The 14,171-nt window shown below is 31.6% G+C and carries 17 protein-coding genes, 1 tRNA gene and 2 pseudogenes; 12 read left to right on the top strand and 8 right to left on the bottom strand.

The window, feature by feature from the left end; all coding sequences use genetic code 11:
• The first annotated feature begins 68 nt into the window (after positions 1 to 68).
• From PW52_RS05150 to PW52_RS05175, 7 genes and pseudogenes are all read left to right on the top strand, one after another.
• On the top strand, positions 69 to 422 hold the full coding sequence (locus PW52_RS05150; protein ID WP_044631870.1) for a single-stranded DNA-binding protein: 354 nt from the start codon (positions 69 to 71) through the stop codon (positions 420 to 422).
• 78 nt (positions 423 to 500) lie between these two features.
• Complete coding sequence (locus tag PW52_RS05155) at positions 501 to 881, top strand: DUF6876 family protein (protein ID WP_044631871.1); 381 nt, start codon at positions 501 to 503, stop codon at positions 879 to 881.
• A 10-nt stretch (positions 882 to 891) separates the two neighbouring features.
• Complete coding sequence (locus PW52_RS17340; RefSeq protein ID WP_082050842.1) at positions 892 to 1,089, top strand: hypothetical protein; 198 nt, start codon at positions 892 to 894, stop codon at positions 1,087 to 1,089.
• A 503-nt stretch (positions 1,090 to 1,592) separates the two neighbouring features.
• Positions 1,593 to 1,874: a BfmA/BtgA family mobilization protein gene (locus tag PW52_RS05160; protein WP_316930122.1), complete on the top strand. Its 282-nt coding sequence runs from the start codon at positions 1,593 to 1,595 to the stop codon at positions 1,872 to 1,874.
• A gap of 4 nt (positions 1,875 to 1,878) precedes the next feature.
• Positions 1,879 to 2,166, top strand: a pseudogene (locus PW52_RS05165) (DUF5712 family protein); the annotation flags it as partial.
• Positions 2,160 to 2,417: pseudogene (locus PW52_RS05170) on the top strand (peptidase domain-containing ABC transporter); the annotation flags it as partial. The pseudogenes PW52_RS05165 and PW52_RS05170, both read left to right, overlap by 7 nt.
• Before the next feature lie 7 nt (positions 2,418 to 2,424).
• A complete protein-coding gene (locus PW52_RS05175; RefSeq protein ID WP_044632236.1) occupies positions 2,425 to 3,711 on the top strand; it encodes an HlyD family secretion protein in 1,287 nt (428 codons plus the stop codon).
• A 460-nt stretch (positions 3,712 to 4,171) separates the two neighbouring features.
• Here PW52_RS05175 and PW52_RS05180 read toward each other — a convergent pair.
• Positions 4,172 to 4,245: transfer RNA gene (locus PW52_RS05180), tRNA-Met, on the bottom strand.
• A gap of 130 nt (positions 4,246 to 4,375) precedes the next feature.
• Between PW52_RS05180 and PW52_RS05185 the strand changes: the two genes are divergently transcribed.
• Both PW52_RS05185 and PW52_RS05190 read left to right on the top strand, forming a co-directional pair.
• Complete coding sequence (locus tag PW52_RS05185; RefSeq protein WP_044631875.1) at positions 4,376 to 4,768, top strand: START-like domain-containing protein; 393 nt, start codon at positions 4,376 to 4,378, stop codon at positions 4,766 to 4,768.
• Between the two features lie 58 nt (positions 4,769 to 4,826).
• Positions 4,827 to 5,672, top strand: coding sequence for an aminotransferase class IV (locus tag PW52_RS05190; RefSeq protein WP_044631876.1), 846 nt, complete (start codon positions 4,827 to 4,829; stop codon positions 5,670 to 5,672).
• On the opposite strand, the gene PW52_RS05195 is transcribed toward PW52_RS05190, so the two are convergent.
• From PW52_RS05195 to PW52_RS05215, 5 genes are all read right to left on the bottom strand, one after another.
• Positions 5,669 to 6,229, bottom strand: a complete 561-nt coding sequence (locus PW52_RS05195) for a YqgE/AlgH family protein (protein WP_044631877.1) — start codon at positions 6,227 to 6,229, stop codon at positions 5,669 to 5,671. The genes PW52_RS05190 and PW52_RS05195 overlap by 4 nt on opposite strands.
• A 121-nt stretch (positions 6,230 to 6,350) precedes the next feature.
• The gene (locus PW52_RS05200; RefSeq protein ID WP_044626204.1) at positions 6,351 to 6,623 is read right to left on the bottom strand and encodes an HU family DNA-binding protein; all 273 of its coding nucleotides are present in this window, start codon (positions 6,621 to 6,623) and stop codon (positions 6,351 to 6,353) included.
• A gap of 190 nt (positions 6,624 to 6,813) precedes the next feature.
• Positions 6,814 to 7,761: a methionyl-tRNA formyltransferase gene (gene fmt, locus PW52_RS05205; RefSeq protein ID WP_082050843.1), complete on the bottom strand. Its 948-nt coding sequence runs from the start codon at positions 7,759 to 7,761 to the stop codon at positions 6,814 to 6,816.
• A gap of 20 nt (positions 7,762 to 7,781) precedes the next feature.
• Entirely contained in the window at positions 7,782 to 9,683 is a 1,902-nt protein-coding gene (locus PW52_RS05210) for a RecQ family ATP-dependent DNA helicase (protein ID WP_044631879.1), read from the bottom strand.
• Positions 9,684 to 10,223, bottom strand: a complete 540-nt coding sequence (locus tag PW52_RS05215; RefSeq protein WP_044631880.1) for an AAA family ATPase — start codon at positions 10,221 to 10,223, stop codon at positions 9,684 to 9,686.
• Positions 10,224 to 10,310: 87 nt separating this feature from the next.
• Between PW52_RS05215 and PW52_RS05220 the strand changes: the two genes are divergently transcribed.
• The 3 genes from PW52_RS05220 (at position 10,311) to murA (ending at position 12,630) form a co-directional block, all read left to right on the top strand.
• Entirely contained in the window at positions 10,311 to 10,604 is a 294-nt protein-coding gene (locus tag PW52_RS05220) for a DUF493 family protein (protein WP_044631881.1), read from the top strand.
• A gap of 65 nt (positions 10,605 to 10,669) precedes the next feature.
• Positions 10,670 to 11,314, top strand: coding sequence for a DUF4290 domain-containing protein (locus PW52_RS05225; protein ID WP_044631882.1), 645 nt, complete (start codon positions 10,670 to 10,672; stop codon positions 11,312 to 11,314).
• Between the two features lie 5 nt (positions 11,315 to 11,319).
• On the top strand, positions 11,320 to 12,630 hold the full coding sequence (gene murA, locus PW52_RS05230; RefSeq protein ID WP_044631883.1) for a UDP-N-acetylglucosamine 1-carboxyvinyltransferase: 1,311 nt from the start codon (positions 11,320 to 11,322) through the stop codon (positions 12,628 to 12,630).
• Between the two features lie 172 nt (positions 12,631 to 12,802).
• Here the strand turns inward: murA and PW52_RS05235 are convergent, their stop codons facing one another.
• Together PW52_RS05235 and PW52_RS05240 are read right to left on the bottom strand one after the other, a co-directional pair.
• Complete coding sequence (locus PW52_RS05235; protein WP_044631884.1) at positions 12,803 to 13,423, bottom strand: hypothetical protein; 621 nt, start codon at positions 13,421 to 13,423, stop codon at positions 12,803 to 12,805.
• A 20-nt stretch (positions 13,424 to 13,443) separates the two neighbouring features.
• Positions 13,444 to 13,911, bottom strand: a complete 468-nt coding sequence (locus tag PW52_RS05240) for a hypothetical protein (protein ID WP_044631885.1) — start codon at positions 13,909 to 13,911, stop codon at positions 13,444 to 13,446.
• Positions 13,912 to 14,171 lie beyond the last annotated feature (260 nt).

The raw sequence follows: 14,171 nt of genomic DNA on the forward strand, positions 1-14,171 counted from the left end.
GTAAATCAATAACAAAGCCTTTCTGAATAGTTCAGATAGGTAAATATTAATCTTTAAATTTTTTAATTATGAGTACTCTAAGAAACAAAGTACAGTTAATTGGCAACGTAGGAAATGAGCCAGAAATCACAAACCTTGAAAGCGGAAAGAAAGTTGCAAAATTTTCAATCGCTACTAATGAATCTTATAAAGATTCTAAAGGCGAAAAAGTGACAAACACCCAATGGCACAATATTGTGGCATGGGGAAAAATTGCCGAAATCGTTGAGAAATATGTAGGCAAAGGAAAAGAAGTAGCACTAGAGGGAAAATTGACCTCACGCTCTTATGAAACCAAAGAGGGAGAAAAAAAATACGTTACCGAAGTGGTCGTGGATGAAATCTTGCTTTTAGGAATTAAAGGGGATAACACTACGGAATAATTTAAAATTAAAAGAGAGCGTTCCTGTGGAAAAGTAGCGCTCTCTTTTTCATTATTAATCTTATAAAATAGAATTACAATGAATGATAAAGTTAACAAAATAAAAGCCGATTTGCAACATTTTTGTGGTGCAGAAATGTTTTTTAAAATCCCATTAATTGGAACTCGTTTTACAGATGGATTAAAATATTTAGCCAACGAAGCGGAATGCTTTTGGCTGATTACTGATGCATCAGTAATTGCCAAAAGTTTATCAAATAGAAGTTCTTTTATTACCATCGATTTTAAGCGACTTTCTGAAAAAGAACAGTTTGAAAAGCAATGTGAAGCCATCATTAATTATAGCGATGGAAATGATAAAATTTTTGAAACGCATAGATATAATGTAACCGATTTTCCTTTGGATGAATTGCGATTATTTTTTGTAGATAATACACTAATGCTTCCAAGCGAATACTGAAAATGACGTTATGGTATATCTCAATTATACGAACCTCGATAACGAAACCCAAGAGCGTTTGGTTTCGGTTTCCAAAAAAGATGTTGAGCATAAATTTGGAAATGATTTGAAACGCTACGCCGAAGAATATCATATTGAATATGACAAACTATTGGAAGAAGAAGCTCTAAGAAATCTGTATTCTTATGACTATGTTTTTAATGTTTAAAATCAAATTATTAACTCAGGACCTTTAAGTTTTTTAAAGGTCTTTTTTGTTCTGTTATTTTATATTCTGCAACAAAAAGAGCGGTTTACTAAAGATACTTTTAAACTTCAAGAATAACAATCTTAAAAAATCGCATTACAATTAATAATCGTTATAAAGCCATTACATTTTGGATGTGATGGTATTTTTTTTGTCCAGCGAGCTGGACGAAAAGGAATAGCAAGAGGGTAACACGCTAGCGCGATGTTACATATATTGATTTTATGTTCAAGTCATTGAATATCAGTTTTTTACTTGGATTTTGAATACTTATTTGAATAACTCTTTTCTAACAGTTTATTGAAAACCATGTGAAAAACACCGAAAACATTGAAAAAGTTTATTGAAAAATGAAAGTTAAGGACAAATATGAATACGACTATTTAGCAATCAATTTAAAGCGCCATGTGGTAAAGCGTTTTCGTAAACTATCAAGAAAGTTTGCTTAACCACAATCGGAAACTTTGGATGCCATGGTCGATTTTTTTGAATGGCACGGGTTCTCGCCATTTGATAAAAAAGAGCCAAGTCTTTTGATTGAACTATTAAAGAATCGTAAACGGACTGAAGCAGTAATCGCTACCATAAAAGACATTGAAAAGAACCATGATAAACCCACAACTGCAATGTTACAATCTTTATTTATGGAGTTTGAACCAAAGCAAGAAAAGTTGATTTTAGAAAAAGAGGTTGAAGAGAAGGAAGTGCTGTTTGTAGAAAAAAAAGATTCAAATAATCAATTATAAAATTATGTACATCACTATCACAGCTCAAAAATTAGGAGGGGATTATTCACAAAGTTCTGCGGATTTTGCTGAGTATTTGGAGAAGGAAAATCAAGGTTTGGAGCAAGAAGATGTGGAACATTTTTTTAATCAATATGGAGATGAAATTGACGCCAAAGACGTGGTAAAAGAAATCGATGGCAATACTGCAAAACTCAAAAAGAAAGAACCTAAATTTTATTCAATTATAGTTAGTCCTAGTAAATATGAATTGAGAAAATTACAGAATAATTCTGAAGATTTAAAGACATATTGTTTTTAGACGAAGCAACTTCGGCCTTAGATGCCTTTAATGAAAAAATAATTATGAAAAACTTACAGCGATTTTTCCATAATAAAACTGTAATTGTAATTGCTCACCGACTAAGTACTGTTAAGCATGCCCATCAAATTTTAGTAATTGATAAAGGAAGAGTTGTAGAAATAGGAAACCATAAAACATTGACGGCTAAAAAAGGTCAATATTATAATTTAGTAAAAAACCAATTAGAATTAGGAAATTAACTTGGAGGTGCCTAAAAAAAATATAGAGTTACGGAGTGAAGAAGTTAAGGATATCTTGTCTAAGGTTCCACCTTGGCCGATACGATGGGGTAATATATTGTTTTTAGCATTGATATTACTTGTGGTACTGGCTACTTGGTTTATAAAATATCCAGATGTTATTACTGCAGACGCCTATTTAACTACAGAGCCCTCACCTCAAAAGCTATATGCAAAGGTTACTACAAGAATCGATACACTAATGATATCCGATAAGCAAGGGGTTCATTATAACCAGTTACTTGCTGTTTTGGAAAACACGTCCACTCATCAAGATATATATATGTTAAAATCTATTATGGACACTATTACATTGGATAAAAATGCTTTATTTTTTCCTTTCAAAAGCTTGCCCATCCTATTTTTAGGTGATGTAGATATGGCATTTGCTAATTTTGAAAATAGTTATTTTCAATATACCATGAATAGGGATTTACAGCCTTTCGCTAATGAAGCTTGGACTAATACCAGGTCGATATCAGAATTAAAAAAAAGGCTTTATAGTCTTATAGAGCAGAAAAAAACAACTAACACCAAACTAGATATAAAAAAGACAGATTTGGAACGTCACGAACAACTCCTTCTAAAAGGAATTATTTCAAAACAAAATTATGAAAACATACAGTTGGAATATTTGAAATCTTTAAAAACCTACCAAAATATGGATGTTTTGATATCACAAATCAAGGAGGCACTGAGAACTACAGAACAGGCTTCAAAAACCATTGATTATAAAAGAACAAGAGATGAAACCCAACTGTTGAAAAAAGTCTTTCATACATACAATCAGCTTAAAACGGCTATTAAAACTTGGGAGCTAAATTATGCCTTAAAATCGAATGTTAACGGTGAAGTCGCTTTTTCAAAGCATTGGAGTTCTGGACAAACCGTAACTACTGGAGATTTGATTTTTACCATTTCTGCAATGCATAACCCATATTATATTGCGAGGTTAAAAACACCTAAAACGAATTCTGGTAAAATCCGAGTGGGGCAGAAGGTTAATCTCAAACTTTATGATTACCCGGAATATGATTTTGGGGTAATCCGTGGCAGCATAAAAAGTATATCTGCTATTTCAGATTCAGGTGGTGCTTATAGTGTAGATGTCATTATACTTAAGGAGTTAGAAACATCATTTGGACAAATCATCGAGTTTAAACAAGAAATGAAAGGTGAAGCCGATATTATTACGGAAGATTTACGGCTGATTGAACGTTTCATTTATCAGTTTAAGGAGTTTTATAGACTTTAGTTATGGGTAATTTTAAATTAAAAGTACTACTTCTTCAACCATATATATATTGAGATAGAAAAATTAGCAGTATTAAATAGTTATTTTGGTGAATTGTTAACCTTTTAGTTATTGGTTTAAAGAATTATGCTTTTAACAGACAATAAGGAATTAGAGCAATTTTTTTCTTTATCAAGTATAAAAAGCTCACATAATTTAATGAAAATTCTGATTATCAATCCTCCCAAGTCTCAAGACGGATACTGTAATGCTCTAAATAATATTTAAAATGAAGTGGATTTAATTAAATTTAGAGGATTTTATAATTCGAATTCTTTAGATTTATTTAAAATGATATTAAATGTTTTCAAATCAAGTCATTAAATATTTATCTCTAGAAATATAACAAATGTTGTACCTATGTTGTACCTATAATAAAAAAGCCGAAGACGAATCTTCAGCTTTTCCTTTAATTACCTTGTAGCGAGAGCGGGGCACGATCCCGCGACCTCCGGGTTATGAATCCGACGCTCTAACCAACTGAGCTACCTCGCCGTATTGCGGGTGCAAATATAATAACATTTATTAGGTATGCAAATACTTATTTCAGAAAATATTATTTAAAATAATTATAATACTAATTAACAAATTTATATATTAGGCAGCATAAACCTTAAATAATCACATGGACGACAAAATTAAATTTAACATTGAGTACCCAATTCATGCTTCTCCGCAACTATTATATCAATATATATCAACACCTTCTGGTTTATCCGAATGGTTTTCAGATAATGTAAATTCTCGTGGCGAGTTATTTACTTTTATTTGGGACGATAGTGAAGAGCAGGCAAAATTATTAAACAAAAAAAGTGGTGAACGTGTTAAATTTAGATGGCTTGAAGATGAGGAAGACGACCAAACTTATTATTTTGAAATTCGTATTCAAGTAGATGAAATAACAAAAGATGTTTCGTTAATGGTTACAGATTTTGCCGAAGAAGATGAGGTTGATGAAGCTAAAATGCTCTGGGATAATCAAATTTCTAGTTTAAAGCACGTTTTAGGTTCGGTTTAACTAAAAAACTATTTAATTAAATTATATTTGTCCCGCTAAAAAACAGCGGGATTTTTTTATGATTAATTTTAACGGAACACTTCAAAACGAAAATAATATTTTATCACCTAATAATAGAGGTTATGCTTATGGCGATGCTTTGTTTGAGACGGTAAAGGTAAGTCATGGTAAAATTTTATTTTGGGAAGATCATTATTTTAGGTTAATGGCCTCTATGCGAATTTTACGTATGGAAATTCCAATGCATTTTACTATGGAGTTTTTAGAATCTGAAATTTTAAAAACCCTGGAAGCAAACAACTTAAAAAATAATACCGCACGAGTAAAATTGTTAGTTAATAGGGTAGCAGGTGGCTTGTATTTGCCAGAGAGTAACGATATTGATTACATAATCATGACCAAGGCATTAACTATAGATTTTTATACTTTAAATGAAGACGCTTACGAGGTGGAATTGTTTAAAGATTATTATGTTCCACCAAGCTTATTATCGACTTTAAAAACGAATAATAAAGCCATAAATGTGGTTGGAAGCATTTTTGCAAACGAAAACGGATTTAAAAATTGTTTGCTATTAAATACAAATAAACAAGTTGTTGAAGCTTTAAACGGCAATTTATTTTTGGTAAAAGGAACAACTATAAAAACGCCTCCATTAGCCGACGGCTGTTTAAAAGGTGTTATGCGTACCCAAATTTTAAACATTCTAAAAGATTTACCCGATTTTACATTAGAAGAAGCATCTATTTCGCCATTCGAGCTTCAAAAAGCCGACGAATTATTTATTACTAACGTTATTACAGGAATTCAGCCTATAACAAAATACAGAAAAAAAAGCTACAAACATGATGTAGCCAAATTGTTACTTCAAAAATTAAATGTAAAAGTACGGTTGTTGAGTTAGTTGTAACTTGGGTGCTCTGGTGCGTTCGACCATATGCTGTATTCGCCTCCAAGCTCAATCATTTTTTCTTTCCAAAAAGATTCGTAATCTTTTTCAATAATATTCTTTTTATAAATATTTTCGGTAACCACCCAACTACTTGCTTTTAATTCGTTTTCTAATTGGTGTTCGCTCCAGCCAGAATAACCAAGAAAAAACCTTATGTCAGTTTCTTTTATGGTATTATCTTTTATAAGTTCGGCTACTTTGGTAAAATCGCCTCCCCAATAAATACCTAGCGATATTTCGATGCTATCTGGAATTAAATGAGGTATTTTATGAATAAAGTATAAGTTATCCTGTTCTACCGGCCCACCATTGTATACTTTAAAATTAACATCTAAATCTGGAATTAAATCATTAATGGTATAATCTAATGGTTTGTTAAGAATAAAACCAATAGAACCCTCTTGCGTATGGTCTGCCAAAAGAACAATTGAGCGATTAAAAGATACATCGCCAATTATAGCAGGTTCGGCTATTAATAAATTACCTTTTTGAGGGTTAGATGTTACCATATTTTAAGGTATTAATAACTAAATCTAAGATATATTTATTAAAAATGCAACTCTTTAATAATATAAATAAAAAATGCCCTCTTAAATAGAAGGCATCTAAATCATTTATTTTATAAATAAATTAGTTTACTGCGTCAGATAAATCAGATCCAGCTTTAAACTTTACAACGTTTTTAGCTTTAATTTTGATTGTCTCTCCAGTTTGTGGATTTCTTCCTTCTCTAGCAGCTCTTTTAGAAACTGACCAAGAACCAAAACCTACTAAAGAAACTCTGTTTCCTTTTTGTAATGCTCCTTCAATTTCAATTAATGCGCATTCTAAAGCTTTTTTAGCGGCAGCTTTAGTAATTCCAGCATGTTCTGCCATTGCGTCGATTAAATCTGTTTTGTTCATAATGTGAATATTTAATTATTAATAAAGTGGTTAAACATTTCGTTAAATCCTATACAAATTTATACGGATTATGCAATCAGGCAAGTAATAGCAAGGGAAATCCCTATTTTTGTTAATAACTTGCTCGATTTGTTGATAAAGGCCATGTATTTTGTCGATTAATTGCGCGAATGTAAGTAAATATAAGGGCTTACAGCATTTTAACATCAGAATTAAACGTGTACCCGTTAAGTAATGATGTTGTATCCATTAATCGTTTTCCTGGAAGTTTTATTGTATCAATTATTATAAATCCATTTTTTACGGCAACTTTTAATTCTTTTTTTGAAACTTTTACATCTCCTGTATTTAACTTATGATCTTCTGTTACTTTTTTTACGGCATAAATTTTTACATCAAGAGTTTGATCTCCATTTAAAAGTTCGCTCCACGCAGCTGGATACGGACTCAAGCCACGTATTTTGTTGTAAATATTATCCATATTATCGTTCCAGTTAATTTTACAATTATCACGATTTAATTTATAAGCCGTTTTTATATCTACGTTTTCTTTTTGCTTTTGGGTTTTTACAGGGCCTTTTTCTATGGCGGCAACTGTTTTTAAAACTAAATTACTTCCTAAAAACATTAATTTATCGTGTAAACTTCCAGCATTTTCGGTTGGTTCAATGCTAATTTCTTCTTGTAAAATCATATCTCCTGTGTCTATTTTTTCATCTATAAAAAACGTAGAGACTCCAGTTTTAGTTTCTCCGTTTATTATGGCCCAATTAATTGGAGCTGCACCTCGGTAGTTTGGTAATAACGAAGCATGCAAGTTAAATGTACCATATTCTGGCATTTGCCAAACGACTTTTGGTAACATTCTAAAAGCGACCACAATTTGCAAATTGGCTCTTAGAGCTTTTAAATTCTCAATAAAGTCTTCACTTTTTAGATTGGTTGGTTGTAAAATATTTAAATCTTGCGATTTGGCGTATTGTTTTACGGCACTTTCGTTTAGTTTTCGTCCACGACCCGCTGGTTTATCGGGTGCAGTAATAACACCAACGATATTATAATTATTTTCTACGAGAGTTTTTAGTGTGGTCACAGCAAAATCTGGCGTGCCCATAAATACAATTCTTAAATTCCTCATGTGTTTACTGTTTTTTTTTATTAATCACTTAACTTATAAGTGTTTGTTGCGGTTGTAGTAATAATTTGATGCTCTAAAAGGTGCTTTAAAGCTTGCTTTAAGTCGGTTTCACTACATTTTAAAGATTCACCCAAAGCTCTAGACGATAAATGATTTACTTGAAGCAACTCAATAATGTTATTTTTAATATGATTTAAGTCTTGAGGGATATGTGCTTTATTTAATTTTAAGCATACCGAGCATATGCCACAAGGTTTTGTGTTTTGTTCACCAAAATACGCCAGGAGTTGTTCACTTTTGCAATCCTTTTCATTTTCAATATATTGAAGCATAGCTAAAACTTGCTTTTCTTTCTGTTTATTTTGCTTTTCAATGGTTTTTGCAATTCTATTTATAGTTTTATCGTCTTCTCGAGGTTCTATAAAAGTGATTTGAGCATCGGTTTTGCTTAAATTAAGAGTTATAATTTCATCGCGCTCTAATTCTTTTAAAACAACTATTATTTTTTCTGCGGAAACTGATGATTTGTTTATTACTTTATTTAAATCTATAGCGGTTTGGTTATCGAAAACACCACCATACATTCGTAAAATCGATTTTACAATAATATCGAAATCATTATGATGCTCTAAATAATTAAAAAGCGCTGTATTAGATGTGATAAATTGAAGTGTTACTTTATTTTTAAATTGTTTTGAAAGGGTTATAATGCTGTTTCTATCGAGTAGTAGTAGTGCGTTGTAGCACAATGTAGAGCTAAAGTTATAAGTTTTACTAAAGGTGTAAAAATCGAAATCGAAGGTTAAATATTCGCCTTCTCCATACGAAATTTGAAAATAGTTGCACAGTTTTCTATAAACTTGCTTTATAAAATTTATAGGGGGTAAAACTTTTAAAAACTGATTTTTTATTAAAACTTCATCACTATTATTTTTAAAAATAACAGCAAAAGCCTTTTTTCCATTTCTACCAGCACGACCAGCTTCTTGAAAATAACTTTCTATGCTTTCGGGCAAATTTATATGAATTACGGTTTTTACATCGGGTTTATCTATTCCCATCCCGAAGGCGTTTGTGGCCACCATAACCTGACTTTGGTTATTTAACCAAGCCGTCATATTATCATTTTTAGTATTGTTGGGTAAACCACCATGGTAGGTGGTTGCGCTTATGTGTTTCGAGTTTAAATAACTGCTAATTTCGTTGGTTAATTTGCGATTTCTAACATAAATAATAGAAGGTTCTGTATATTTTTTTAAGATAGTTTCTAGCTTATATAGTTTGTCTTCTTCATGAAAAACCATATAGGCTAAATTGCTTCTAAAAAAAGACTGTTTAAAAAGTTTTGGATTTATAAAATCGAGTTCTTTTATAATATCCTCAACCACTTCTGGTGTTGCTGACGCTGTTAAAGCTACCACATTAACAGCAGGTTGAATTTGCCTTAAAGTAGAAATATTTTTAAAGGCTGGACGAAAATCGTTTCCCCATTGTGAAATACAATGAGCTTCATCAACTGCAATTAAATTGACATGCATTTGTTTAATACGATTTTGTACAATTTCCTGTTGTAAGCGTTCTGGCGATAAATATAAAAACTTATAATTTCCATATACACAATTATCGAGCATAGTATCAAGCTCTTTATAACTAATACCACTTGTTAAAGCCATGGCTTTTATGCCCTTGTCGTTTAATGCCTTAACTTGATCTTTCATTAATGCAACTAGAGGTGAAACAACAATACAAATACCGTCTTTTACTAATGCTGGCACTTGAAAACAAATTGATTTTCCGCCGCCAGTTGGCATTAAAGCAAAAGTGTCTTCACCAGCTATTACGGCATTTATAATAGTTTCTTGCTGCCCTCTAAAAGAGGTGAATTTCCAATAACGTTCAAGTATGTTAATAGGGTGTTTCATTTACACGCCTAATACTTTAATTATAAAATTTGTACGGTTTTCAACGGTATCAAAAGGAACGTCAATTAAGGTGTAATTGTAACGTTTATATGTGTTTACTAAATTGTCATGAATTTTTAGGGCTTGTTCAAAATTTTCATAGCGTTCACTATCGCTAGTGTAAATCTCTTTCCAAGGTTTTAAAATAAAAACGGCATCGTAAACAGCATCATTACACGCATCAATAAAACTTTGTGGATATGTATCACCAATAAAATCCATGTAGGCTAAAATATCGGGAATTCCTCTATCGAAAAAAACAGTTTCATTTTTAAAGTTAGTAGCTTCAATAAATTGTTTTTGACGGCCTTTTAAAAGAAGTTCGCTAAATAAAAGTGGGTTAGTTAAAAACAATTGATCGATACCTTCTTTTTTAGCTTCAATAGTAACTTGTCTCGAAATTTCTTCAAGACAAATATAATTTCTTCTAATAAGGTCGTTTATAATACTTGATTTTCCTGTTCCAGGACCGCCTGTTATTACAATTCTTTTGGTATTCAATGCTAAATTTTTTCGTAAAAATCGTAATAAAACGGCTATAAAAAAAATGGAAACAAAACTCTATATTTGCATCTTATAATAATAACTATGAGCGTAACACCAAATTCTGAAGAATTTTATAAAAAATTAAAATCTCAATTACACGATACAGCGCTATGGCCATCGGAGTATTTGTATAAATTTATTGTAAAAACAGACACTAGTAAAATTGTGCAAGTTGAGTCTATTTTCGATAATATGGGTGCAGTAATAAATACTATAGAATCTAAAAATGGAAAATATACTAGTGTTTCTGTAAATTTAGTTATGAAAAATCCCGACGCAGTTATAGAAAAATACAAAGAAGTAGCAGAAAAAGTAGAGGGCGTAATAAGTCTTTAGTTTTTTTTTGTATTTTGCGATTGCATAATTACTACATGCAAAAAATTTAAAACTTCACATTTATTTTGATAGATAATTTAGAATACAACACCGAACGCGAGCATTTAATTATTCCAGAATATGGACGCCATATGCAGAAAATGATTAATCATGCTAAAACCATAGAAGATAAAGAAGAACGTAACAAAATAGCAAAAGCTATAATTGCTGTTATGGGAAATATACAACCGCATTTACGTGATGTTCCCGATTTTCAACATAAACTTTGGGATCAATTATTTATTATGTCCAATTTTGAATTGGATGTGGATTCTCCATATGAAAAACCTACAAAGGAACTTTTTGAAGAACGACCAGAACCTTTAAGATATCCCCAAAATCATCCAAAGTATCGTTTTTATGGAAACAATATTAAAACCATGATTGATGTAGCGAACACTTGGGAGGATGGCGATTTAAAGGAGGCTTTAGTATATACTATTGCTAATCATATGAAAAAATGTTTTTTAAATTGGAATAAAGATACGGTTGAAGATAATGTAATTTATGATCACTTGTTTGAGCTTTCTGGTGGAAAAATAAATCTTAAAAATTCTGATGAAGATTTAACTGATTCTTCAAGTTTAATGAGAAGTAAAAGCAAATTTTCAAATAATAAAAAAGGAGGAGGACACCACAAAAAAAATAACCGACAAAGAAAACGCTACTAAACGTTATGGGAACATTTAAAATTGAAGGCGGCCATCAATTAAAAGGAAGCATTCAACCACAAGGCGCAAAAAATGAAGCTTTGCAAATTTTATGTGCCGTATTATTAACACCAGAAAAAGTAACTATTAACAACATACCCGATATTGTTGATGTTAATAAGCTAATTAAACTACTAGGAAAACTAGGTGTTAAAATTGAAAAACTAAGCAAAAGCACTTATACATTTCAAGCCGATGAGGTAAATTTAAAATATTTAGAATCCGATCAATTTAAAATTGATGGTCGTGGTTTACGTGGCTCAATTATGATAGTAGGACCGCTTTTAGCTCGTTTTGGCAAGGGTTATATTCCTAAGCCAGGTGGCGATAAAATTGGGCGTCGTCGTTTAGATACGCATTTTGAAGGTTTAATAAAATTAGGTGCTAAATTTGGTTACAGTAGAGAAGAACAGTTTTATGGTGTTGAAGCTAAAAAGCTAAAAGGAGCCTATATGCTGCTTGAAGAAGCTTCGGTTACTGGGACTGCAAATATTGTAATGGCAGCCGTTTTAGCAGAGGGGCAAACGACAATTTATAACGCAGCTTGCGAGCCCTATTTGCAACAACTTTGTAAAATGTTGAATCGCATGGGAGCTAAAATTAGCGGTGTTGGTTCTAATATGTTAATAATTGATGGTGTTGATAGTTTAGGTGGTACGGAGCATACCATGTTGCCAGATATGATTGAAATAGGTAGCTGGATTGGTTTAGCGGCTATGACCAAAAGTGAATTAACCATTACTAATGTAAGCTGGAACGATTTAGGTATTATTCCTTCTGTTTTTAGAAAATTAGGAATTACCGTTGAAAAACAAGGTGACAATATTTATATTCCTGCACATACCGATGGCTATGAGATACAAAGCTTTATTGATGGTTCAATTTTAACCATTGCCGATGCACCTTGGCCAGGATTTACACCCGATTTATTAAGTATTATTTTAGTTGTTGCAACCCAGGCTAGAGGAAGTGTGTTAATTCACCAAAAAATGTTTGAAAGTCGTCTGTTTTTTGTCGATAAATTAATTGATATGGGGGCAAAAATTATACTTTGTGATCCGCATAGAGCTACGGTTATTGGACATGATTTTAAATCTACCTTAAAAGCAACAACCATGACATCGCCCGATATTCGTGCAGGTGTATCGTTGTTAATTGCGGCGCTATCTGCAAAGGGGACTTCAACTATTATGAATATTGAGCAAATTGATAGAGGTTACGAAAACATAGACGAACGTTTACGTGCTATTGGTGCCAAAATTGAACGTTTAGATTAAAGAAATAATAGGAAACTTTATAAAACTAAAAATCCTGAAAACGATTAAGTTTTCAGGGTTTTTAGTTTTGGTTGATAGGTTATGATTGTTGTTTATTAACTAATTCATTAGTTAATAATTGTAGTTAAAATTTTCCTTTTAGATTTGAAAATATATTAACATGTTTTCAGTTCTAACCTTCAATTTCAATATTAATTGATTCTATGTCGCTATACTCAATATCATATTCAATATTAATTATTTCGCCACTGTTGATAGTAATTTCGCGGGTGCTGCCTTCTTCTATAGTAGTGAAATTAAAGGTTCCAGAAATTATTTTGTTAGATGTGTCTAAGGCTGTTATTTTGAAGGTTCCCGAACTTCCTTCAACACCAGAAGAAGCTCCGATATAATTAATTTCATCTTCTATTAAATTTCCAGTCCAATAAACTCCTAAAAAACCACCTAGATTATCTTCGTTTATAGTTTCTATTTGATAAAGTTCGGAGTAGGAGATTCCTGAGCTCAAATTATTGAAATTTTGACCATAAATAAATATACCTAAGGTATGAATGTCTCTTAAAACATCGGTAACATCATCTAAATCTGTAAATGAAAGTACAAGTTTATATGAGTTATCTTGATAAACGGTAAAAGTGCCTCCACCTAATTTACTAACAAAGTTATAACCTTGAACGTTAGCTTTGGCAAGAACAGGCCCCTCAAGTTCGGTGACATCTTCAATAATATCTTCAATGCATGATGTAAATAATAACGTAATTAACAAAACAGGAAAAATGGTTAGCTTTTTCATATTATATAAATTTGTGTATTTTAAAGGAAACTCGTTACAGAAAATTTTCCAGAGGTTATTTCTATAGACCCACCTTCGTCTTCTTCAAACTCTGCAATAACACTAAATGTTCCGGCGGCGGAGTTATCATCAAAATGAGTTAAAGTAATAGTGCCTGATCCATAATCGAAGCCTGCAGTATAATTTTCGTATTCCGATAAGCCGGCTGTAATACTTGAAACATCGGTTTCATCGGAAATTGCTCCTAAATTATATGTGGCGCCTTCAATAGGATTTAAAATGGTAATATTAACGAACTTTTCGCTAGATAATTCAATTCCTGTAATAGATAAGATGTCGAAACTATAATAACCTGCAGTATAAGTTGAAGTAAATGAATCTCCATTAATTTTACAAGTGACATAATCGCCGCTAGGGGTATCGCTATCGGTTTCGCAATTAAAAAATAGTAAAGTGAAAGCTAATAATAATAAAAGGTGTTTTTTCATAATTTAAAGTTTGACTAAGTTTTATTAAATGTTAATAACTTAGGTAAATTTAAATTTTGATATCACTTGAATCAATACGGGATTTTACTGATTTTTTAATTAGTTTTTAAGAGGTAAAAACACAAAAACGAAACAATTTGTATTTCATAGAGCGTTAAGAAAAATTTGAGCATAGGTTTAAAAAGCAAATAAAAACAGAAAACCCTCGACGTTGCTTTGAGGCAAACTTGTCGAGGGTTTTCTTAACTAACCAACCAAAA

Origin of the sequence: Neotamlana sedimentorum (assembly GCF_000943565.1) — a bacterium.
Lineage (GTDB): Bacteria > Bacteroidota > Bacteroidia > Flavobacteriales > Flavobacteriaceae > Neotamlana > Neotamlana sedimentorum.